23 protein-coding genes and 3 tRNA genes are annotated in these 21,852 nt (G+C 67.0%); 12 read left to right on the plus strand and 14 right to left on the minus strand.

The genetic code is table 11. The annotated features are described in order from the left end of the window. Positions 1–86 precede the first annotated feature (86 nt). From AC5JLE_RS05170 to AC5JLE_RS05210, 9 genes are all read right to left on the minus strand, one after another. A tRNA-Arg gene (locus AC5JLE_RS05170) sits at positions 87–163 on the minus strand. 58 nt (positions 164–221) lie between these two features. After that, positions 222–298 (minus strand) — tRNA-Arg (locus tag AC5JLE_RS05175). Next, the gene (locus AC5JLE_RS05180; RefSeq protein WP_496065089.1) at positions 289–1,215 is read right to left on the minus strand and encodes an alpha/beta hydrolase family protein; all 927 of its coding nucleotides are present in this window, start codon (positions 1,213–1,215) and stop codon (positions 289–291) included. Before AC5JLE_RS05180 ends, AC5JLE_RS05175 begins: the two co-directional genes overlap by 10 nt. Beyond that, positions 1,212–2,021: a bifunctional hydroxymethylpyrimidine kinase/phosphomethylpyrimidine kinase gene (gene thiD, locus AC5JLE_RS05185; protein WP_046429932.1), complete on the minus strand. Its 810-nt coding sequence runs from the start codon at positions 2,019–2,021 to the stop codon at positions 1,212–1,214. Before thiD ends, AC5JLE_RS05180 begins: the two co-directional genes overlap by 4 nt. A gap of 107 nt (positions 2,022–2,128) precedes the next feature. Next, on the minus strand, positions 2,129–2,797 hold the full coding sequence (locus AC5JLE_RS05190) for a YoaK family protein (protein ID WP_049406125.1): 669 nt from the start codon (positions 2,795–2,797) through the stop codon (positions 2,129–2,131). Positions 2,798–2,809: 12 nt separating this feature from the next. Next, complete coding sequence (locus AC5JLE_RS05195) at positions 2,810–3,316, minus strand: hypothetical protein (protein ID WP_496065090.1); 507 nt, start codon at positions 3,314–3,316, stop codon at positions 2,810–2,812. Further along, on the minus strand, positions 3,313–4,713 hold the full coding sequence (locus AC5JLE_RS05200; protein ID WP_014646742.1) for a PhoH family protein: 1,401 nt from the start codon (positions 4,711–4,713) through the stop codon (positions 3,313–3,315). Before AC5JLE_RS05200 ends, AC5JLE_RS05195 begins: the two co-directional genes overlap by 4 nt. A gap of 84 nt (positions 4,714–4,797) precedes the next feature. Next, entirely contained in the window at positions 4,798–5,277 is a 480-nt protein-coding gene (locus AC5JLE_RS05205) for a peroxiredoxin (RefSeq protein ID WP_014646743.1), read from the minus strand. Between the two features lie 91 nt (positions 5,278–5,368). Then, entirely contained in the window at positions 5,369–5,929 is a 561-nt protein-coding gene (locus tag AC5JLE_RS05210; RefSeq protein WP_005409051.1) for a glycine cleavage system transcriptional repressor, read from the minus strand. Between the two features lie 163 nt (positions 5,930–6,092). Between AC5JLE_RS05210 and dapA the strand changes: the two genes are divergently transcribed. Together dapA and AC5JLE_RS05220 are read left to right on the plus strand one after the other, a co-directional pair. After that, the gene (gene dapA / locus AC5JLE_RS05215) at positions 6,093–6,986 is read left to right on the plus strand and encodes a 4-hydroxy-tetrahydrodipicolinate synthase (protein WP_032960833.1); all 894 of its coding nucleotides are present in this window, start codon (positions 6,093–6,095) and stop codon (positions 6,984–6,986) included. 32 nt (positions 6,987–7,018) lie between these two features. Continuing rightward, on the plus strand, positions 7,019–7,534 hold the full coding sequence (locus AC5JLE_RS05220) for a hypothetical protein (protein WP_049442314.1): 516 nt from the start codon (positions 7,019–7,021) through the stop codon (positions 7,532–7,534). 255 nt (positions 7,535–7,789) lie between these two features. Here AC5JLE_RS05220 and fdxA read toward each other — a convergent pair whose 3' ends face one another. Further along, a complete protein-coding gene (gene fdxA / locus AC5JLE_RS05225) occupies positions 7,790–8,113 on the minus strand; it encodes a ferredoxin FdxA (protein ID WP_005409054.1) in 324 nt (107 codons plus the stop codon). Between the two features lie 180 nt (positions 8,114–8,293). Between fdxA and AC5JLE_RS05230 the strand changes: the two genes are divergently transcribed. Continuing rightward, the gene (locus tag AC5JLE_RS05230) at positions 8,294–9,718 is read left to right on the plus strand and encodes a sugar porter family MFS transporter (RefSeq protein WP_046429936.1); all 1,425 of its coding nucleotides are present in this window, start codon (positions 8,294–8,296) and stop codon (positions 9,716–9,718) included. A gap of 526 nt (positions 9,719–10,244) precedes the next feature. On the opposite strand, the gene AC5JLE_RS05235 is transcribed toward AC5JLE_RS05230, so the two are convergent. Then, positions 10,245–10,319, minus strand: a tRNA-Glu gene (locus tag AC5JLE_RS05235). A gap of 52 nt (positions 10,320–10,371) precedes the next feature. Between AC5JLE_RS05235 and pcnB the strand changes: the two genes are divergently transcribed. From pcnB to pgi, 6 genes are all read left to right on the plus strand, one after another. Continuing rightward, entirely contained in the window at positions 10,372–11,751 is a 1,380-nt protein-coding gene (gene pcnB, locus AC5JLE_RS05240; RefSeq protein WP_100449798.1) for a polynucleotide adenylyltransferase PcnB, read from the plus strand. Between the two features lie 3 nt (positions 11,752–11,754). Next, positions 11,755–12,240, plus strand: coding sequence for a 2-amino-4-hydroxy-6-hydroxymethyldihydropteridine diphosphokinase (folK, locus tag AC5JLE_RS05245; protein ID WP_100449799.1), 486 nt, complete (start codon positions 11,755–11,757; stop codon positions 12,238–12,240). 34 nt (positions 12,241–12,274) lie between these two features. Beyond that, positions 12,275–13,090, plus strand: coding sequence for a 3-methyl-2-oxobutanoate hydroxymethyltransferase (gene panB, locus AC5JLE_RS05250; protein WP_014646749.1), 816 nt, complete (start codon positions 12,275–12,277; stop codon positions 13,088–13,090). Further along, positions 13,087–13,926 carry a pantoate--beta-alanine ligase gene (gene panC, locus AC5JLE_RS05255; protein ID WP_014646750.1) on the plus strand — a complete coding sequence of 280 codons (840 nt, stop codon included), beginning with the start codon at positions 13,087–13,089 and terminating at the stop codon, positions 13,924–13,926. The genes panB and panC overlap by 4 nt, the downstream gene beginning before the upstream one ends. Before the next feature lie 161 nt (positions 13,927–14,087). Further along, on the plus strand, positions 14,088–14,468 hold the full coding sequence (gene panD / locus AC5JLE_RS05260; protein ID WP_014646751.1) for an aspartate 1-decarboxylase: 381 nt from the start codon (positions 14,088–14,090) through the stop codon (positions 14,466–14,468). Next, positions 14,465–15,979 (plus strand): glucose-6-phosphate isomerase, encoded by a 1,515-nt coding sequence (pgi, locus tag AC5JLE_RS05265; protein WP_049406249.1) that lies wholly within the window; start codon positions 14,465–14,467, stop codon positions 15,977–15,979. The genes panD and pgi overlap by 4 nt, the downstream gene beginning before the upstream one ends. Before the next feature lie 124 nt (positions 15,980–16,103). Here pgi and AC5JLE_RS05270 read toward each other — a convergent pair whose 3' ends face one another. Both AC5JLE_RS05270 and AC5JLE_RS05275 read right to left on the minus strand, forming a co-directional pair. Next, positions 16,104–16,673: a response regulator transcription factor gene (locus AC5JLE_RS05270; RefSeq protein ID WP_012510702.1), complete on the minus strand. Its 570-nt coding sequence runs from the start codon at positions 16,671–16,673 to the stop codon at positions 16,104–16,106. After that, a complete protein-coding gene (locus AC5JLE_RS05275) occupies positions 16,670–17,896 on the minus strand; it encodes an ATP-binding protein (protein WP_032960817.1) in 1,227 nt (408 codons plus the stop codon). The genes AC5JLE_RS05270 and AC5JLE_RS05275 overlap by 4 nt, the downstream gene beginning before the upstream one ends. Before the next feature lie 114 nt (positions 17,897–18,010). Between AC5JLE_RS05275 and ispG the strand changes: the two genes are divergently transcribed. From ispG to AC5JLE_RS05290, 3 genes are all read left to right on the plus strand, one after another. Further along, complete coding sequence (gene ispG / locus AC5JLE_RS05280) at positions 18,011–19,276, plus strand: flavodoxin-dependent (E)-4-hydroxy-3-methylbut-2-enyl-diphosphate synthase (protein WP_041863307.1); 1,266 nt, start codon at positions 18,011–18,013, stop codon at positions 19,274–19,276. Then, positions 19,257–20,006, plus strand: a complete 750-nt coding sequence (locus AC5JLE_RS05285; RefSeq protein ID WP_032958602.1) for a phosphatase PAP2 family protein — start codon at positions 19,257–19,259, stop codon at positions 20,004–20,006. Before ispG ends, AC5JLE_RS05285 begins: the two co-directional genes overlap by 20 nt. A gap of 201 nt (positions 20,007–20,207) precedes the next feature. Then, a complete protein-coding gene (locus tag AC5JLE_RS05290) occupies positions 20,208–20,855 on the plus strand; it encodes a response regulator (RefSeq protein WP_496065091.1) in 648 nt (215 codons plus the stop codon). A 159-nt stretch (positions 20,856–21,014) separates the two neighbouring features. Here the strand turns inward: AC5JLE_RS05290 and AC5JLE_RS05295 are convergent, their stop codons facing one another. Beyond that, complete coding sequence (locus AC5JLE_RS05295) at positions 21,015–21,674, minus strand: bifunctional 4-hydroxy-2-oxoglutarate aldolase/2-dehydro-3-deoxy-phosphogluconate aldolase (protein WP_014646757.1); 660 nt, start codon at positions 21,672–21,674, stop codon at positions 21,015–21,017. Between the last annotated feature and the right edge of the window lie 178 nt (positions 21,675–21,852).

Consider the following 21,852-nt stretch of genomic DNA (forward strand, 5'->3'; position numbering starts at 1 on the left):
CTCCCGACCGCCTGGTTCGTAGCCAGGTACTCTATCCAACTGAGCTACGGGCGCCAATTACATAAACTTGTTGTGTTGACTGTGTATGGTGCGCCCGGAGAGATTCGAACTCCCGACCGCCTGGTTCGTAGCCAGGTACTCTATCCAACTGAGCTACGGGCGCGCGGTACACAATCAAATTTTACTGCATTTCCAGCGGCGGATGCTGAAAACCTGTCGAGTGGTGCGCCCGGAGAGATTCGAACTCCCGACCGCCTGGTTCGTAGCCAGGTACTCTATCCAACTGAGCTACGGGCGCCCTGCGACAGGAGCGGAATTATGCGGATGTCGGCGCGCACCGTCAACAGTTTTGTGAAAATTTTCATCCAACTGAATGAAAAAGCGGTCCGCCACAGCGTCAGGGGCCTTCAGCCAGGCGAAATGATCGGCACGCGTGCCCAGTTCCTGCCCCGACAGCACGCGCAGCTGCGCGTCCACATTCGGCAGCTTGGCCAGCAATGCCTGCATCGATCCGGTCGGTGCCAACCAGTCGTGTTCCATCAACACCGCCTGCGCGCTGCCATGCACGCGCGCCATCTGTGCGTCGAGGTCTTCGTCCATGCCGGCCGCGGCATAGTGGTTGTTCAGGCCCACGCGCGCCCAGTCGGCGATCAGTCCGCGCGCTTCGGTGCCGCCGAAGCCGAGGCGCCGGCCATGCAGTACGCCCTGGCGCTGTGCGATCCACGGCAGGAAGCGGTAGACCAGCGGCAGCAGCCAGCCGCGCGGTGGTGGGAAGCCACGCCAGAACGGTGAGCCGCTGGCCGCCAACCACAAGCGGTTGAAGTGCTGCGGATTGCGGCCGGCATGCACGCAGGCCAGCTGACCGCCGAGGCTGTGGCCACCGATGATCCAGGGCAGCGCGCCGGCCTCGTCATCCGCCGCGACAAGGACCGCCTGGCTGGTGGGCAGATCCTGTTCGAGTACCTCGCGATAGCCCCAGTCCTGCGTGCGCGACGGCCGCAGTGAGCTGCTGCCATTGCCGCGCCACTCGTGCAGGTACACCGCCACGCCCTTCGCCGCCAGCGCCTGCGCCAGCGGCAGGTAGTGGCGAGCGGCCACGCCCAGTGCAGGCAGCCACAGCAGGCGCGCGATGGGCTGTGCAGGCACGCAGGCAATCACTTCGTAGCGATGGCCATCAGCGCACTGCACGGCGAGGACGTCCGGTGTGAGGCTCATGCGTGTGGTGCCGCGCCGAAGTGATCGAGCACCAGCACCTCGCTGCGGCCGGGGGCATAGCCCTGCTGCAGGCCGCGTGCAACGTAGTCGATACCGGCTTCGCAGGCATTGGCCAGGCTCAAGCCGTTGCACAGTTGCGCGGCGATGGCCGAGGCCAGCGTGCAGCCGGTGCCATGTGCGTCCAGCGGCAGGCGGGCATGGATGAATTCTTCGCTGCTGACGCCGTCGAAGTAACGATCGATCACGCGGTTGCCTTCCTGCAGATGGCCACCTTTGAGCAGCACCGCACCTGCACCCAGGTCGAGCAGGGCGGAGGCCGCCCGTTCGGCGTCATCGCCGTTGCCGATCTTCCGTCCGACCAGCAGCTCTGCTTCCGGCGTGTTCGGGGTGATCAGCGTGGCCAGCGGGATCAGCCGCTCGCGCATCGCCTGCAGGGCGCTGTCTTCCAGCAGGCGCGCGCCGCTGGTGGCGACCATCACCGGGTCCAGCACCACGTGTGGCGGGCGATGGCGCTCCAATGCATCGGCGACGGCATTGATCACCTCGGCGTTGGCCAGCATGCCGAGCTTCACCGCGTGGATGTCGAAGTCGTCGAAGCAGGCGTCCAGTTGCGCGCGCAGGAAATCGATCGGCGGCACATGCACGGCGATGACGCCGCGGGTGTTCTGCGCGGTCAGTGCAGCAATCGCGGAGAGGCCGTGCACGCGATGCGCTGCAAAAGCCTTCAGGTCGGCCTGGATGCCGGCACCGCCGCCGGAGTCGGAGCCGGCGATGGTCAGGGCGGAAACGGGAGTGGTCGGGCTCATCCAGCGATTGTGCCGTGGTCACCGTAAAGGCGGTAGCGTCGCCGCTGATAGATGGGGTCAGATCCCTTTGCCGCAGGAAAAGGGATCTGACCCCTGGAGCGCCGCCCTCAATGCCGCCAACGCGCCCACTGCTGGTACAGCACATAACCCAGTCCGGTCAGGCCGGTGAGCAGGGCCGGGGCGAGCAGGGCGTCGTACTGCCAGCGCACGAACAGCCAGGCGCCGAGGATGCCGCCGGCGAGGAAGCCGCTGATGATCAGGCCGCTGAGGGTCAGTCGTCGCACCTGCAACGGCAGTCCGCGCAGCAGGTGACCCAGGCCGATGCCGAGGTCGGTGAACATGCCGCTGAGGTGGGTGGTGCGCACCACCGCGCCGCTGAAAGTGGTGGCCATTGCATTCTGCAGGCCGCAGGCCATGGCGGCGGCCAGTGCGCCCCAGATCTGGTGCCGTTCGAACAGCGGAATGGACACCAGCAAAAGAGCCGATTCCAGCGCCAGTGCCACGCCGTAGCGTCGGCCCAGCTGCAGGGTGCTGTCCTGGATCAGCAGGCCGCTGAGCATTGCGCCCAGCGAGAATGCGATCAGCAGTCCCCACAGGTGGCCGACCGCGCGCCAGTCACCCTGGGCCAGTGCCATGCCGAGCTGGCTGGTACTGCCGGTCATGTGGCTGACCGCCTGGTGCTCGAAACCGAGGAAGCCGACCACGTTGACCATGCCGGCCACGCACGAGAGCGCGACCGCGCCGATCCAGACCCAGGTGGGCAGGCGTATTCCCATCGGCGGGGCCCCTCAGGGCCCGCCGAAGCCGCCGTTGAACTGCAGCTCGCTGAAGGTGTTGCTGGCCGGGTCGAACACCGCGCCCCAGAACTGCGCGCCGCCATCGCAGACGCGGATCGCTTCGCGGGCCGGATTGATGCCGCTGTCGTCGGGCAGGTGGAAGGCATTGATGTAGATCAGCCGTCGGCCTGCGCTTTCGATGCCGACGTACTGCCGGTTAAAGTCGAGCACCTTCGGCACCTGGGCCTCCAGCGAAGACAGGTTCGCTTCCAGCTGGTCGATCTGCTGCCGGCTGGGTGCCCAGTAGCCGCTGACCCGCCCGGCCTCGCGGCCGGGGCTGGGCCGCGAGCAGGTGTCGAGCACCTGCGCGGCGATGATCGGGCGGGTGACCACCCAGGACTGGCCGGTGCGCTCGGCGGTGGGCACACTGGCCGGGCCGCGCGTAGTGGTGCAGGCGCCCAGCACGGCTGCGAGGGTGATTGCAGCCGTGGGCAGCAGCAGGCGGGTGCGGCGGTTCACAACACCTCCGAAGCGTAATCGGCCAGGCGCGAACGCTCGCCACGGCGCAGGGTGATGTGTGCACTATGCGGCCAGTTCTTGAAGCGATCCACCGCATAGGTCAGGCCCGAGGTGGTCTCGGTCAGGTACGGGGTGTCGATCTGCTCGACGTTGCCCAGGCAGACGATCTTGGTGCCGGGGCCGGCGCGGGTGATCAGCGTCTTCATCTGCTTCGGGGTGAGGTTCTGCGCCTCGTCCAGGATCAGGTAGCGCGACAGGAACGTGCGGCCGCGCATGAAGTTCATCGAGCGGATCTTGATGCGGCTGGCCAGCAGGTCGTTGGTCGCCTGGCGCCCCCACGTGCCGCCTTCCTGGTTGTGCGTGAGCACTTCCAGGTTGTCGGTCAGCGCGCCCATCCACGGCGTCATCTTCTCTTCTTCGGTGCCGGGCAGGAAACCGATGTCCTCGCCGACGCTGACCGTGGCGCGGGTCATGATGATCTCGCGGTAGCGCTGCTGGTCCATCGTCTGCGCCAGGCCGGCGGCCAGCGCCAGCAGGGTCTTGCCGGTGCCGGCGGTACCCAGCAGCGTGACGAAGTCGATCTCCGGATCCATCAGTGCGTTGAGGGCGAAGTTCTGCTCGCGGTTGCGTGCGCTGATGCCCCACACGGCGTGGCTGCCGTGGCGGAAATCATCGACCAGCGACAGCACCACCTTGCCGTCACCGACCACGCGGCTGACGCGCAGCTCGACTTCATCTTCGCCGGGCAGGTAGACGTACTGGTTCGGGTACCACTCCTCGCCGTCCTGCGCCTGGATTTCGTAATGGGTACGGCCCTTGTCGCTCCAGCTGCGCAGGTCGTCGCCGTGGCGCTTCCAGAAGTCTTCCGGCAGCTCGGTAGCGCCGGTGTAGAGCAGGCTGAAATCGTCCAGCGCGCGGTCGTTCTCGTAGTCCTCGGACACGATGCCGGCGATGGCGGCCTTGATCCGCAGGTTGATGTCCTTGGAGACGAACACCACCGGCAGGTCGGGGGTTTCTTCCTTCAGGGCCAGGATCGCGCCGAGGATGGCGTTGTCCGGGATCACCTTGCCGAAGCTCTTGCCAGCGTCGAAATGGCTGGTCTGGAAGCGCAGCTTGCCGGCGCTCTGCTTGCCGCGCAGCTGCAGCCCATTCGGGCGCTGCAGCGGAATGCCGTCGGCCAGGTTGTCCAGGCCGGAGGCCTGCACCAGCTCGTTGAGGAAGCGGCTCACCTGGCGGGCGTTTCGGCTCGCTTCGGAGGTGCCCTTCTTGCCGTTGTCCAGCTCCTCGATCACCTGCATGGGCAGGTAAACGTCGTGCTCCTCGAATTTGAACAGCGCGGTCGGATCGTGCATCAGCACGTTGGTATCCAGCACGTAGATGCGCTTGCCTCGGGTCATCGTCGATTCCTGGTTACGGACAGGGAAAAACCACCACGGCCTGCTGCCTGGCAGGGTGATGGCAGACACAGTAGGCAGTGGGACTCACTTGGACTGGGAGGCCTTCAGTTCGGCGAGAACGGCATCGGCATGGCCGGCGACCTTGACCTTGCGCCAGGACTGCACGATGCGGCTGTCGGGGGAAATCAGGAAGGTGCTGCGTTCGATGCCACGTACCTGCTTGCCGTACATGTTCTTCATCTTGATCACGTCGAAGGCGCTGCACAGCGCTTCGTCGCCATCGCTGACCAGGGGGAAGCCGAAGCCCTGCCTGGCACAGAAATTGTCGTGCGACTTCACCGAATCGCGCGAGACGCCCAGCACGACCGCGCCGGCCTTCTTGAACTTCGGCAGCAGCGCGTTGAAGTCGATACCTTCGGTGGTGCAGCCGGGAGTGCTGTCCTTGGGGTAGAAGTACAGCACCAGCCACTGGCCGGCATAGTCGCCGAGGGTGGCCTGGTCGCCACCGGACAGCGCCAGCGGCAGGGAGAGGGTGGTGCTGTCCAGGGTATCGCCGTTGTTCATGAGGTCCTTCTGTCGAGCCTGGGTTCTTTCCAAGACAATTGCATGAAACGCCACGCGCCCGTGAGAGGCGCGCGAAAAATCAGGAATTCATTCAGAACTTCATCGGGTCCATGATCGCGTCCAGGTTCAGGTGGTCGCAGAACTCAAGGAAATCGTCGCGCAGCGCGGCGATGTGCATGTTGGCCGGCACGCCGATGGTGACCTGTGCACTGAACATTTCCGCACCGGTCTGCATGGCGCGGTAGCGCGTGCTCTGCAGGTTCTCGATGGTGATGCCCTGGCGGTCGAAGAAATCGGCCAGCTGGAACAGGATGCCCGGCTTGTCGGCGGCGATCACTTCGACGATGTACGGCAGCAGGTTGGACTGCGCCTGCTTGGCGGCGGTGCGGTACCAGACCAGCTTCAGGCCCTCCTCGCGCTCCAGCCGGGTCAGCATCGCCTCGAGCTTGGCCACCGAGTCCCAGGAGCCGGTGGCCAGGGCGGTGACCGAGACATCGCGGCCGACCGTGGCCAGGCGTGCGTCCACCAGGTTGCAGCCGCTGTCGGCGATGCGGCGGGTGACGGACAGCAGGGGGGACTCCGGATGCGTCGTATAGGCGTTGATCAGGAGGTGGTTTTCGCTCGGCGCGGGGCGCGGGGTGGTGTCGGTCAAGGCGATTCCGGGTAATGCATGCGTGAGTCTGAATGCCCGCCAGAGGCGGGGATCCACCGGTGTCCAGCATACTTGCCCGTGCTTTCGCGCCGCAAGTAACATTCAGGCCGCCCCCAGCCTTTCGTGGCGGGCGTTTCCCTTCCCAGCCAAGAGCAGCACGTCCTTGTCCCTTTCCGGCCTCATCACCGCGCTGGCGACCCCGTTCCGGGCCGACGGCGCCCTCGATCCCGATGGTTGGCAGCGCCTGCTGCACCTGCAACTGGAGGGTGGCGTCCATGGCGTTGTCGTGGCTGGCTCGACCGGCGAAGCGGCGACCCTGACCGATGCCGAGTACGACCAGCTGCTGGCCAGCGCCGTCGAACGCATCGGCGGCCGCATCCCGGTCATGGCCGGCACCGGCCTGTCGGGCACCGCCAAGACCATCGAACAGACCCGCCGTGCCGCCGCCCTTGGCGCCAGCCACGCACTGGTGGTCACCCCGCCGTACGTGCGGCCGACCCAGGCTGGCCTGATCGCGCACTATCGCGCGGTGGCCGACCAGGGCGGGCTGCCGGTCGTGCTGTACAACGTGCCCGGCCGTACCGGCTGCGACATGCAGCCGGAGACCGTGGCCGAGCTGGCCAGCCACCCCAATATCGTCGGCATCAAGGAAGCGGTGGGTGACACCGGCCGGGTGCAGGCGCTGCTGGCGCTGCGCAGCCCGACGTTCGCGGTGCTCAGTGGCGACGACGGCACCGCCGCGCGTTCGATCCGGGCCGGCATCGATGGCCTGATCTCGGTCGGTTCCAACGTGCTTCCGGGCGCGTATCGCCGGATGTGCGAGCTGGCTGCCGCGCACGACCACGAAGCCACCGAGTCGTGGGACGCGCGCCTGCATCCCTTCCATGATTTCTGTGGCGTCGAACCCAACCCGATCCCGGTCAAGGCGCTGCTGCGCCGCATCGGCATCGGCCATGACCTGCGCCTGCCGCTGCTGCCGCTGTCGGCAGCACATCATCCCGCGGCCGACCACCTTGCCGGCGACATCGCCGCCCTCGAAGCCCTTTCCAGCCACTGACCTTCCGTCTTGGTCTGACCCAGGAGATTCACATGCGTCAATCCGTTTCCACTGTCCGCGTGCTGTCCTACGCCCTGCTTGCTGTAGCTGTTGCGGCCGGCACCACCGGCTGCTTCAAGCGTGGCGTCAAGGGCGACTACGCCCTGGCCCCGGAAATGCGCCCGCTGGAAGTACCGCCGGACCTGAACCTGCCCAACGCCACCACCGACAACAAGGTGCCGACACTGGCCTCGGCCACCAAGCCGGCGGCGCCGGTCGCCGCAGCCCCGGCGGTGGGCAACACCGGTTTCACCGTTGCCGGTGGCAAGGATGAAGCCTTCGCCAAGGTCGGTACCGCGCTGGAAGGCGTCGAAGGCGTGACCATCGCCAGCCGCGCGCAGCTGCTGGGCTCGTACGACGTGGCCTACGAAGGCAGCAACTTCCTGGTCCGCGTGGTGGCGGTTGATGCAGGTGCCTACATCTCCGCGGTCGACCCGCGTGGCCTGCCGGCCACCGCCGAAGCGCCGGTGAAGCTGATCGCCGCGCTGAAGGCGAAGCTGGCTCAGTAGGGGCCGCCCTGGTAGAGGCCGACCTTGGTCGGCGCTTCCGTGCCAACCAAGGTTGGCACCTACCGGAAGACGCGCCCTGGTGGAGGCCGACCTTGGTCGGCGCTTCCGTGCCAACCAAGGTTGGCACCTACCGGAAGACGTGCCTTGGTAGAGGCCGACCTTGGTCGGCGCTTTTGTGCCAACCAAGGTTGGCACCTACCGAGAACAGAAAAGGGCGCCATGGGCGCCCTTTTCCGTTGCCGCCGCGGGCGCTTCTCAGCGCTCCAGCAGCTTCAGCTTGTCCGGCTTGCCGTCCCATTCGCCGGCGTCGGCGGGCGGGTCCTTGCGCACGGTCAGCACCGGCCATTCCTTCGCCAGCTCGGCATTGAGGGCAACGAAGCCTTCCTGGCCGGCGGGGACGTCGTCCTCGGGGAAAATCGCGTTGACCGGGCACTCCGGCTCGCAGAGGGTGCAGTCGATGCACTCATCCGGGTCGATCACCAGGAAGTTCGGGCCTTCGTGGAAGCAATCCACGGGGCACACTTCCACGCAATCGGTGTGTTTGCACTTGATGCAGTTTTCGGTGACGACAAAGGGCATGGGCTGGGGGTGGATCGATTCCTGAACCCGCCAATTCTAGAACAGGTTGGCCCCCGGTGTCGGGATGGGACGGAAAACGGGCGTCTGGCAGGCGCGGCCATTGGCGGCACGGCAGGGCGTGTGCGAGGCTGCGCGACAACCGGTCCTGGTGGCCGGGCTCCCTTCCCAGCAGGATCGTCCATGTCCCAGGCCCCGTCCCGCACCGCCTCCCACGGTGGTGAAAACACGGCGTTCATCGTCCTGATCAGTTGCGTGGCCACGCTTGGTGGCTTCCTGTTCGGCTTCGACAGTGGTGTCATCAACGGCACGGTCGATGGCCTGCGCCAGGCCTTCAACTCCAGCGAGGCGGCGCTGGGTTTCGAAGTTGCCTCGATGCTGCTGGGCTGCGCGGTCGGTGCATTCCTGGCCGGTTGGTTGGGCGACCGCCTGGGGCGCCGTGGTGTCCTGATCGTGTCCGCGCTGATGTTCCTGGTCTCGGCGCTGGGCGCCGGGGCGGCCCACGCGTCCTGGCTGTTCATCGCGGCCCGCGTGCTGGGCGGCTTTGCGGTGGGGGCGGCCAGCGTGATGTCACCGGCCTACATCGCTGAAGTCGCCTCGGCGCGCTATCGCGGCCGGCTGGCCACGGTGCAGCAGATGGCCATCATCTGCGGTTTGTTCGCGGCCTTCCTCAGCAATTACCTGTTGGCCCGCGCTGCCGGCGCCTCGACCGAGCCGCTGTGGCTGGGCCATGAGGCGTGGCGCTGGATGTTCTGGATGCAGGCGCTGCCCTCCGCGCTGTTCCTGCTGTTGCTGCTGGTGATTCCGGAAAGCCCGCGCTTCCTGGTGCTGAAGGGCCGCCAGGGGCAGGCGAGGGCGGTGTTGTCGCGACTGTACGGCGAGGCCGCTGCCCGGGCCAAGCAGGCCGAGATCGAAGCCAGCCTGGCACAGGACCAGCACAAGCCGCGCTTCGGCGACCTGCGCAGCAGGGCTACCGGCAGGCTGCGCCCGATCCTCTGGGTGGGCATCGGCCTGGCCATGTTCCAGCAGCTGGTCGGCATCAACGTGGTGTTCTACTACGGCGCGGTGCTGTGGCAGGCGGTGGGTTTCTCTGAAAGCGACGCACTGCTGATCAATGTGCTGTCCGGCGCGCTGAGCATCGGCGCCTGCCTGCTCACCGTGCTGCTGATCGACCGCATCGGGCGCAAGCCGCTGCTGTGGGTCGGCTCGGTCGGCATGTCGGTGGCGCTGGTGCTGATGGTGGTGGCGTTTGCCAGCGGCAGCCTGGCCGGCGGGCGCCTGCAGCTGTCCGATGGCATGGGACGGCTGGCGCTGGTCGCCGCCAACGTCTACGTGGTGTTCTTCAACATGTCCTGGGGCCCGGTGATGTGGGTGATGCTGGGCGAGATGTTCCCCAACCAGATCCGCGGCCCGGCGCTGGCGGTGGCGGGTGCGGCGCAATGGACCTCGAACTTCGCGATCACCGTGACCTTCCCGATGCTGCTGGCCGGCATCGGCCTGGCCGGCGCCTATGGCATCTACGCGGTCGCGGCGATCCTCTCGATCGTCTTCGTGGTCCGCTACGTGCGCGAGACCAAGGGCAAGGAGCTGGAGCAGATGGAAGGCTGACGGCGACTGGCTTCGGTTGCGTTCCGTTGGCGCCTGCTTGTCCAGAGTGTGAGGGGGCAGGCCGCCCTCTCCAGGACACGCAAGAGCCCATCCATGGTGCTCGATGGCGCCTTGCTCGCGTGCGCTGTCCTGCGCACTCGGCAAGACCAGGCTTGGGCTCCTGCCCAACCCGTCGGGCGCATGCGCCCAACCCATCGCGCCAACGGTCCTGGAGAGGGCGGCCTGCCCCCTCCTGACAGTTTCATGGTGCGTGCGGATGCGGCGAAGCGCTGGTCGGTTGTTGCCGCAGCTGGCGGGAAACCGTCCAGAGTCGGTGGGGTCACCCAGGGCAGGACCGTTGGCGCCATGGATGGCGCCATCGAGCCCCCATGGATGGGTTCACGGCGTGTCCTGCCCTGGGTGACCCCACCGGCTCAAGCCGATTGCAGGGAGGCGCCAAAGCGACCAACCCGACCGCAATCACTGCAATCCCGGAAAACAGAAAAGCCCGCACAAGGCGGGCTTTTTCGGTTCCTGCTGCGGCGACTGGCGCTCCCTAGGGGACTCGAACCCCTGTTTTAGCCTTGAGAGGGCCACGTCCTAACCACTAGACGAAGGGAGCGTAACTGTGTCGCTGCCGAGGCAGGAGCGCTAGTATATGCACCTCGATGCCATTGGGCAATCCCGAAACTTCAACCGGAAGCGCCAACATCATTTCCTCTGCTACATCACCGTTCAGCCTGCGCGTCATCCCGCGCGACCAGCACACGATCTCCCGCAAGGACATCAGCCCGAACGCCCTGCGCGTGCTTTACCGCCTGCGCGATGCCGGCTTCGGCGCCTACCTTGTCGGCGGCGCGGTGCGCGATCTGCTGGTCAATGGCCAACCCAAGGATTTCGACGTGGCCACCGACGCCACGCCCGAGCAGGTCAAGCAGCTGTTCCGCAACTGCCGCCTGATCGGCCGCCGGTTCCGCCTCGCCCACGTAGTGTTCGGTCGCGAAATCATCGAAGTCGCCACCTTCCGTGCCAACAGCGATGACGGCAGCGGCGACCGCGAGATGGAAAACGGCATGCTCGTGCGCGACAACGTGTACGGCACCATCGAAGACGACGCCATCCGCCGCGACTTCACCTGCAACGCCCTGTACTACGCCATCGAGGACTTCTCGGTGCGCGACTACACCGGTGGTTTCGAGGACGTGCAGGCGCGCCTGATGAAGCTGATCGGCGACCCGGTGCAGCGCTACCAGGAAGACCCGGTACGCATGCTGCGAGCGGTGCGCCTGGCGGCCAAGCTCGGCTTCCAGATCGAAGAGGGTACTGCCGCGCCGATCCCGCACCTGGCCGGCCTGCTCAACGAAGCCGCGCCAGCGCGCCTGTTCGAGGAAGTGCTCAAGCTGTTCCTGTCCGGACACGGCGTGGCCAGCTTCGAAGGCCTTGAGCGTTACGGCCTGCTCGACGTGCTGTTCCCGGAAAGCGCCAAGGCGCTGAAAGCCAACCGCACCGGCGCGCTGCGCCGCATGCTGGTCGAGGGCCTGGCCAATACCGATGCGCGGGTGGCCAACGACGAACCGGTCTCGCCGGCGTTCCTGTTCGCGCTGCTGCTGTGGCCGGCGTTCTGCCGTGCACAGGCGACCCTGCTCAAGCAGGGCGTGGCACCGGAAGAGGCGCAGCGCCGCGCCGCCGACCGCGTCACCGTGCAGCAGTTGAGCACCATCGCGCTGCCGCGCCGCTTCTCGCTGCCGATGCAGGAAATCTGGCTGCTGCAGTCGCGCTTCAGCTCGCGCCAGCGCAAGCGCGTGTTCCGCACCCTGACCCATCCGCGCTTCCGTGCCGCGTTCGATTTCCTCAGCCTGCGCCAGGTGGCGTCGTCCGAGCACGCCGCCGATGTCGAGTTCTGGCGCGAAGCGCAGGCGCAGTCCGGTCGTGAGCTGGAGTCGTCGCTGGATGCGATGCACAGCGAAGATGGCGATGACGAGAGCGGAGCGCCGCGCAAGCGCCGCCGTCGCCGCCGTCGTCCGGGTGCCCCGGCCGGTGCAGCGGGCGAGTAGGCGATGACCCTTGCCTGGATCGGCCTCGGCGCCAACCTCGGCGACGCGGCCGCCACCGTCGGCGCGGCGATTGCCGCGCTGGACGGCCTGCCCGGGACCCGGCTGCGCCAGGCCTCGCGGCTTTACGCAACGCCGGCCTGGGGCAATGAAGACCAGCCGCCGTTCGTCAATGCGGTGGCCTCGGTCGAAACCACCTTGCCGGCCGATGAGCTGCTGCAGGCCATGCTGGCGCTGGAGCAGCGCTTCGGTCGCACGCGTGATCCGGCAGTGCACTGGGGCCCGCGCGCGCTGGACCTGGACCTGCTGCTGTATGGCGCGCAGGCGCTCGACCAGCCTGGGCTGAAGGTGCCGCATCCGTACCTGCACGAGCGTGCCTTCGTGCTGGTGCCGCTGGCCGAAATCGCGCCGGAACTTACAATTCCTGGCCATGGACGCGTGCAGGATGCAGTGATGCAGGTCGATGCCTGCGGGATCGCGCCGATAGGGTGATAATGCCCGGGTTATCTCCCCCGGTTATCAGCACATGAGCACCCACGCAGACAGCAAGCCCTGGACCGTTCCCGCCCTGGCCGAGGCCAAGCGCAATGGCCAGAAGCTGGTCATGTTGACCGCCTACGACGCCGGCTTCGCCCGCACCTTCGATGCCAACGGCGTCGATCTGATCCTGATCGGCGATTCGCTGGGCATGGTCGTGCAGGGTCATGATTCGACCCTGCCGGTGACCGTGGCCGACATGGTCTACCACACCCGGGCCGTGGCCCGCGTGCTGCAGCGTGCGCTGCTGGTGGCCGACCTGCCGTTCGGCGCCGATGCCACCCCGGAACGCGCGCTGGATGCCTCGCTGCAGCTGCTGCAGGCCGGTGCCGAGATGGTCAAGATCGAAGGTGCCGGCTTCAAGGTCGACATCATCCGCTACCTGGTCGAGCGCGAGATTCCGGTCTGCGCGCACCTCGGCCTGACCCCGCAGTCGGTGCTGCGACTGGGCGGCTTCAAGATCCAGGGCCGCGGCGATGCTGCGCGCCAGCTGGTGGAGGACGCCAGGGCCGTGGCCGCCGCAGGCGCCAGCATCATGGTGCTCGAATGCGTGCCGACCCCGGTCGCTGCCGAGGTGACCGCTGCGGTGGATGTGCCGACCATCGGCATTGGCGCGGGCCCGCAGTGCGATGGCCAGGTGCTGGTGCTGCACGATTTCCTCGGCCTGGACAGTGGCCATCGCCGTCCCAAGTTCGTCAAGGATTTCCTTGCCGAAGGTGGCTCGGTGGCCGGTGCCACCCGCGCCTTTGCCGACGCGGTGCGCGACGGCAGCTTCCCCGACGAACAGCACGCCTACGCCCAATGATCCAGACCTTCAACGAGCTCGGCGCGTTGCGCGAGCAGATCGCCCAGTGGAAGCGTGAGGGCCTGCGCGTGGCGCTGGTGCCGACCATGGGCAACCTGCATGGGGGGCACCATTCGCTGGTGACCCTGGCCCGCCAGTACGCCGACAAGGTGGTGGCGAGCATCTTCGTCAATCCGACCCAGTTCGGCCCCAACGAGGATTTCAGTCGCTACCCGCGCACGCCCGAGGCCGACGTGGCCGGGCTGGAGCAGGTCGGCTGCGATGCCGTGTGGCTGCCCAGCGTGGAGACGATGTATCCGCTGGGCGTGGACAGGACCACGCGCATGCACGCGCCGGGTGTCAGTGAAGTGCTGGAAGGCGCCAGCCGCCCGGGGCACTTCGATGGCGTCTGCACGGTGGTGGCGCGCCTGTTCCTGCAGGTGCAGCCGGACGTGGCCGTGTTCGGCCGCAAGGACTACCAGCAGCTTGCCGTGATCAGGCAGATGGTGGCCGAACTGTCGTTCCCGATCCAGATCGTCGGTGCTGAGATCGTGCGCGACGAGGATGGCCTGGCCAAGAGTTCGCGCAACCAGTACCTGAGCGACGAACAGCGCCCGGTCGCGACCACCATCCACCGCACCCTGCTGGGCATGCGCGAGGGCTACGTGGCGGGGCAGGCACGTGATCGCATCGAAGCCGACGCCACGGCCGCATTGCAGGCAGCCGGGTTCCAGGTCGACTACGCGGTGCTGCGCACCCCGGAGCTGGCCGAGCCGACCTTCGACGGCGGTGGCCGCGTGGCGCTGATTGCCGCGCGCCTGGGAACCACCCGGTTGATCGACAACCTGGAGTTCTGAGTTCCGGCGGCGCCGCGCGATGCATGGGGTCAGATCCCTTTTCCAGGGGAAAAGGGTTCTGACCCCGGTTTCACCGCCTACCTGAACAGGTTGCCGGCCGTGATGCCCCGCGCTGCGCGGGTGCTAGAATCCGCTCTTTCCTTTGCCGTTGCAGCGCCCCCATGCACCTGTCCCTGCTCAAGACCAAGATCCATCGCGCCACCGTCACCCATTCCGAGCTGAACTACGAAGGCTCGATCGCCATCGATGACAACCTGCTGGCTGCCACCGGCATCCGCGAGTTCGAGCAGGTGCACATCTGGGACGTGACCAATGGTGCGCGTTTCTCGACCTATGCCATCCGCGCCGAAGCCGGCAGCGGCGTTGTCTCGCTCAACGGTGGCGCTGCGCGCCACGTGCAGGTCGGTGACATCATCATCATCGCCGCGTTCGCCAGCATGACCGAGCAGGAAGCTGACAGCTTCAGGCCGAAGCTGGTGTACGTTGATGGCAACAACCAGATCACCCACACCAACGACACGATCCCGACCCAGGCCGCATGACAACGAACAACGGATTCGACTCGCTGCATTCCCACGCCCAGCGCCTGAAGGGCGCAAGCATTCCCAGCCTGCTCGCCGCCGAACCCGGCCGTGTACAGGAGCTGGCGCTGCGGGTCGGTCCGTTGTACGTCAATTTCGCCCGGCAGAAATACGATGCCGCGGCGTTGCAGGCGCTGTTGGCGCTGGCTGCCGAGCGTGATGTCGGCGGTGCCATCACGCGCCTGTTCCGCGGCGAACAGGTCAACCTGACCGAAGGGCGCGCCGCGCTGCATACCGCGCTGCGCGGCGATGTGGTCGATGCGCCGGTGGCGGCCGAGGCCTATGCCACCGCGCGCGGGATCCGCCAGCGCATGGGCGTGCTGGTGCGCGCGCTGGAAGACAGTGGCGTGACCGATGTGGTCAGCGTCGGCATCGGTGGTTCCGACCTTGGCCCGCGCCTGGTCGCCGACGCGCTGCGTCCGGTCAGCGGTGCGCGCCTGCGCGTGCATTTCGTCTCGAACGTGGACGGCGCCGCCATGCAGCGCACGCTGGCCACGCTGGATCCGGCCAAGACCGCCGGCATCCTCATCTCCAAGACCTTCGGTACGCAGGAAACGCTGCTCAACGGCCAGATCCTGCACGACTGGCTGGGCGGCAGCGAGCGCCTGTATGCAGTCAGCGCCAATCCGGATCGCGCCGCCAAGGCCTTCGCGATCGCCGCCGATCGCGTACTGCCGATGTGGGACTGGGTGGGTGGCCGCTATTCGCTGTGGTCGGCGGTCGGTTTCCCGATCGCGTTGGCGATCGGCTTCGAGCGCTTTGAGCAGCTGCTGGAAGGCGCCGCACAGATGGATGCGCATGCGCTGGATGCACCGCTGGAGCGCAACCTGCCGGTGCTGCATGGCCTGACCGACATCTGGAACCGCAACCTGCTGGGCCATGCCACGCATGCGGTGATGACCTACGACCAGCGTCTGGCGCTGCTGCCGGCCTACCTGCAGCAGCTGGTGATGGAAAGCCTGGGCAAGCGCGTGCAGCGTGATGGTGCGCCGGTCACCACCGACACCGTGCCGGTGTGGTGGGGTGGGGCAGGCACCGATGTGCAGCACAGCTTCTTCCAGGCGCTGCACCAGGGCACCAGCGTCGTTCCGGCCGACTTCATCGGCTGTGTGCACAACGATGATCCCTACACGATCAATCACCAGGCCCTGCTGGCCAACCTGTTGGCACAGACCGAGGCGCTGGCCAATGGCCAGAGCAGCGACGATCCGCACCGTGATTACCCGGGCGGGCGGCCGAGCACGCTGATCCTGCTCGACGCGCTGACCCCGCAGGCACTGGGTGCGCTGATCGCCATGTACGAACACGCCGTGTACGTGCAGTCGGTGATCTGGAACATCAACGCGTTCGACCAGTTCGGTGTCGAGCTCGGCAAGCAACTGGCCAGTGGCCTGCTGCCGGCGCTGCAGGGCGAGGATGTGGCGGTTGCCGACCCGATGACCCGCGAGATCCTGGCGCAGCTGAAGCGCTGATGCTCTGGTAGTGCCGGCCGCTGGCCGGCATCCAGGTGATGCTTCAATCGTTCATGAGGTTGCCGGCCAGCGGCCGGCACTACCGCAGCAGATGGGTTGCCGGCCAGCGGCCGGCACTACCGCGTCACCGGCTCGGGTCGCGCTCCGGGCTTGGCCGCTTGGCCAGTTTGCGCTGCAGCGAGCGCCGGTGCATGCCGAGCAGGCGCGCGGCCGCTGACACATTGCCGCCGGTCTCGTGCATCGCCTGCTGGATGTGTTCCCACTGCAGGCGGCTGATCGGCGTCATCGCATCGGGCACTTCCATTTCGCCATCGTCGGCCGGGCCGTCGTCTTCCTCGCCGAGGGCGCGCAGGATCATCGGCACCGTGGCCGGCTTCGGCAGGTAATCATCCGCACCCAGCTTGATCGCCTCCACCGCGGTGGCGATGCTGGCGTAGCCGGTCACCAGCAGGATCCGCATGTCCGCGCGCAGCGCGCGCAGCGGCTGGATCAGTGCCAGGCCGGAATCGCTGCCCAGCTTCAGGTCGATCAGCGCGAACGCCGGTGGATGCTGCCGGGCCAGCGCCAGCGCACTGGCGGCATCCTGTGCGGTCTGCGTTTCAAGCCCCTTGCGGGCCAGGCTGCGTTGCAGGGTACGCAGGTACAGCTCGTCGTCGTCGACCAGCAGGCCCAGGGTGGAATGGTGAAGGCTCATGGGGTGTCCTCGCGTGGGGCCAGCGGCAGGCGGAAGCCGACGCGGCTGCCGGCCCCCTGGGCCGGGCGCATCCACATCTCGCCGTCGAGGCGTTCGATGGTGGCATGGGACAGGGCCAGGCCGACGCCCATGCCCTCGCTCTTGCTGCTGCCGAACAGCTTGCCCGGCAGCACGGCGGCACGGGCGTCGAAGCCATGGCCGTAGTCGCGGACTTCGCCGATCAGGTCGTCGCCTTCGATGCGCAGGTCCAGGTCCACGCGTGGCCGGCCGGCTTTCTCGCCGGCATCGGCGGCGTTGTTGAGCAGGACCATCAGCAGATGGCCAACGCCCGGGTCCAGCGGTAGCCGCAGTGGCGCATCATCGTTGCGGTGCAGGTCGATGGTCGGCCGCACCAGGCGCCATTGCTCCAGCACCTGCTGTGCGCTGGAATGGCTGCGGCCCGGTGCGTCGGCCGAGGCCGGAGCAGCCAGCGCCAGCACGCGCTCCCGGCACTGCACCAGCAGCTCGCGCAGGGTTTCCATGTCCTCGCGCACTTCCGGCTCTTCGCTGCGCTCGGCCACATCGTCGGCGAGCAGGGTCATGGTCGCCAGCGGCGTGTTCAGTTCATGCGCCACCGAGGCGGCATGGGTGGCCAGCGCGACGATGCCCTCGTTGCGGGCGAAGCGCTCGCGCAGTGCCGACAGTTCCAGTTCGCGCTCCCGCAGGGCCAGCGCCAGCCGGGTGGAGAAGGCCAGTACCACCGCGGCGGAAATCAGGAAGTTGGCGACCACGCCCCAGCGATTCAGGTCCTGCGCGCGGAAATAACCGTCCGGCAATGGCTGGCCGAAGATGCCGCTGGCGGCGTAGCCGAGCAGGCAGGCCAGTGCGACCGCCAGTGCCCAGCGCAGGGGCAGGGCGAACGCGGCCAGCGCGATCAGGATCAGGAACAGCGAGCTGAACGGGTTGGCCATGCCGCCGCTCCAGCCGACCATCCAGGTCAGGATGATCACGTCCACCAGGATGTGGCCGAACGCGGTCAGCGGTGCGGTGTCAGCCGCGTCCGGACGCAACTGGGTATAGATGTTGAACAGGGCCAGCACCGCCACGCCGGCCCATAGCGGCAGCTGCGGCAACGGCAGGCCCAGCACCCAGGTGGCAACCAGGATGGTGGCGGCCTGGCCGCCTACGGCAAGCCAGCGCAGGCTGCACAGGGTACGGAGAAACGGAGCGTCGGGACCGGTCATTCACGCTCATCGTATGCGTTCACGGGCGGCTGTGCCTGCGACAATCGGCCGCAGCCGTGCCACCGGCTGAATGCGAGTCACCCGGAATGCGGGGGCGGGCGGTAGAATGCGCCCATGCACGACGCCGTCACCCGCCCGACTCCTCCCTCCGATGCCACCTCCTGGCCCCGCCGCCAGACCCATGCCGTGCAGATCGGCGGGGTCACCGTAGGCGGAGGCAAGCCGGTCGTGGTGCAGTCGATGACCAACACCGACACGTCCGACGTGGCCTCCAGCGTGAAGCAGGTGGCCGAGCTGTGGCGGGCCGGTTCGGAAATGGTGCGTTTGACCGTCAATACCGTGGAAGCCGCTGCGGCGATCCCGCGCATCGTCGACAAGCTGGCGATGATGGGCATCGACGTGCCGCTGATCGGTGATTTCCACTACAACGGCCACCAGCTGCTGACCGCCGAGCCGGCATGTGCCGAAGCGCTGGCCAAGTACCGCATCAACCCGGGCAACGTCGGCTTCGGCAAGAAGAAGGACCTGCAGTTCGCCCAGTTGATCGAGTTCGCGATCCGCTACAACAAGCCGGTGCGCATCGGTGCCAACTGGGGCTCGCTGGACCAGGCCCTGGCGGCGAAGTTGATGGACGAGAACAACCTGCGCGAGCAGCCCTGGGATGCCGGTCGCGTGCTGCGCGAGGCGCTGATCCGTTCGGCGCTGGATTCGGCCGAGCAGGCGGTGGAGCTCGGCCTGCCGCGCGATCGCATCGTGCTGTCGGCCAAGGTCAGTGGCGTGCAGGAGCTGATCGCGGTGTACCGCGACCTGGCCCAGCGCTCCGATTTTGCCCTGCACCTGGGCCTGACCGAGGCCGGTATCGGCAGCAAGGGCATCGTCGCCTCGTCGGCGGCGCTGGGCGTGCTGCTGCAGGAAGGCATCGGTGACACCATCCGCATCTCGCTGACCCCGGAACCGGGCCAGTCGCGCACGCAGGAAGTGATCGTCGCCCAGGAACTGCTGCAGACCACCGGCCAGCGTGCCTTCACGCCGCTGGTCACGGCTTGTCCGGGCTGCGGCCGCACCACCTCCGAGTTCTTCCAGGAACTGGCCAAGGTGGTGCAGAACCACGTGCGCGAGAAGATGCCGCTGTGGAAGATCCACCATCCGGGTGCGGAGAACATGACCCTGGCGGTGATGGGCTGCATCGTCAATGGGCCGGGTGAGTCGCGGCACGCCAACATCGGTATTTCCCTGCCGGGCACCGGTGAAACCCCGGCCGCGCCCGTGTTCGTCGATGGCGAGAAGAAGGTGACCCTGCGTGGCGAGAACATCGCCCAGGAGTTCGTCGCCCTGATCGACGATTACGTCGAACACAAATATGTCCGAAGCGCCGGATAAGCCTGCGATCCTCGCTGCGCCGGAGTCCGCCTCCGGTTTCCGCCACTGGATGGCGCACAATGCCTGGCGCCTGGTGCTGCTGTTCGGTGGCGTGCTGCTGCCGTTGGCGGGATTCGTCGCCCTGGCCGACGAAGTGCACGAGTTTGAATCGTTCCATTTCGATGCGCCGCTGCTGTGGCAGATGCATGGCCTGCACTCACCGCTGCTGGACCGTTTCTTCGTGCTCATTTCCAGGCTGGGCTACGAATGGTTCCTGATTCCCGCCGACGTGCTGATCATCGGCGTGCTGCTGGGCTACCGGCGTTGGCGTGAGGCCACGTTCGTGGCGGTCAGCTTCGTCGGCTCGGCGCTGCTGAACATGGGCAGCAAGCATTTCTTCCAGCGCCAGCGCCCCAGCCTGTGGGAATCGATCGCGCCGGAATCGACGTTCAGCTTTCCCAGCGGCCACGCGATGGGCTCGATGACCCTGGCCGTGACCCTGGTGCTGCTGGCCTGGAACACCCGCTGGCGCTGGCCGGTGCTGCTGCTGGCGCCCGCGTTCAGCCTGCTGGTCAGCGTCTCCCGGGTCTATCTGGGCGTGCATTACCCCTCCGATATCCTGGCCGGATGGTGTGCCGCGCTGGTTTGGGTGGTAGGGTGCTATCTGGTCATGTTCAGTCGCCGGCATCCTTGGCGGCGTCAGGATTCGCCGCCAGCGACGGCCAGCGAAGCATCATCACAGGGGGATTGACGTGGATGGCCCCTCCGGGGCGTCTACGTAATAGATCAGTTGTTTCGTTGCAGCAGGTTCTGCAAGACAGGGGGCAAGCACAACGCGCGGTACTGTGATGCGCAAGGCAGAATGCCCGGGTCGCATCTCGAACGTGCTTGCAGGGGTATCGGCGCCCTGCCTAGCTTGACCTGCAATGGCCGCATTCGAAGAGGTACGTGAATGACGATTCGAGTCTACCTGGTGGATGACCACGCACTGGTCCGCACCGGGATGAAGATGATCCTGTCGGGGGAGACCGACATCGAGGTGGTGGGCGAAGCCGAGACCGGCGAAGATGCGCTGCGCGACGTCCGCCAGCTGCTGCCGGACGTGGTGCTGTGCGACCTGCACCTGCCCGGCGTGAGTGGCATGGAGGTGACCGAGCGCATCGTCCGCAGCCATCGCAACACCCGCGTGGTGATCGTGTCGGTGCTGGAAGACGGGCCGCTGCCGAAGCGCTTGCTGGAAGCCGGGGCTGCGGGCTACATCGGCAAGGGCTGCGATGCACAGGAGCTGCTGCGTGCGGTGCGCGATGTGGCCATGGGCCGTCGCTACCTGGGCACCAGCATCGCGCAGAACCTGGCCTTGTCGACCGTTGAAGGCAACGGCTCTCCATTCGACAGCCTGTCGCCGCGCGAGCTGGAAGTGGCGTTGCTGCTGACCCAGGGCCTGCGCCAGGAAGACATCGCGCGGCGCCTGAGCCTGAGCGCGAAGACAGTGAACACGCACAAGGCGCGGCTGTTCGAGAAGATGGGGATCCACGAGAACATCGCGCTGGCGCGCATGGCCAGCCAGTACGGGCTGGTGGATCCGGCACGGCCGCTGTAAGGGATTCGGCCAACGGCTGAGCCCTCCGCAGGGCCACCGACAGGTTCCGTGCGCCGTCACTGCCGATAGAGGAAATGTAGAGCCGAGCCTATGCTCGGCTGCTTTCCGGCCTGCGGGCGCGGAGCCGAGCGTGGGCTCGGCTCTACAGCTGTGTCGGGCTCAGTGGCCGCGTACGCGCTTGATGATCTTCGCGGCGTCGGCGGCGCTGGCGCGCACCTTGTCCCACTGACCGTCGGCGATCCAGCTGCCCGGCACCATCCACGAACCACCGATGCAGACCACGTTCTTCTGCTCGAGGTACTCGGCGGCGGTGTTTTCGGTGATGCCGCCGGTCGGGCACAGCTTGAGGTCGGCAACCGGGCCGGCCAGACCCTTGATCATCGCCAGCCCCCCCACGGCGGTGGCAGGGAACAGCTTGCACACGCGGAAGCCGCGCGCATACAGCGACAGCAGTTCGGTCGGCGTGGCCGCACCCGGCACTACCGGCAGCGGTGCCGCCGCCAGCGCATCGGCCAGCGCCGGTGGCGTACCCGGGGTCACCAGGAAGTCCGCGCCCGCATCGATCGACTGCTGCATCTGCTCCACGGTCAGCACCGTGCCGGCGCCCACCACCACGTCCGGCAGCTCGCGCTTGAGCATCGCCAATGCTTCCATCGCCACTGGCGTACGCAGCGTCAACTCGATCGCCGGCAGGCCACCTTCCAGCAACGCCGCACTGACCGCACGCGCCTGGTCCAGCGTATGAATCGTCACCACCGGCAGGATGCCCGCCGCACGCAACAACTCCGCCGCCTTCACCTGATGTTGTTCGATACCCATGCTTTTGCCCTTGCCTTTGCTCTTCTAGATTCAGTGGCCGCAGCGCAAATGACGCGCCGGGAATTGTCCAAGGGCAGTAGAGCGCCCTGGCCGGGACCGTGAGCGGCATGGATGCCGCGACCAAGCCCCCATGGATGGGTTTACGGCGTGTCCCGGCCCGGGCGCTCTACTGCCCAGG

The organism is Stenotrophomonas sp., assembly GCF_059505245.1.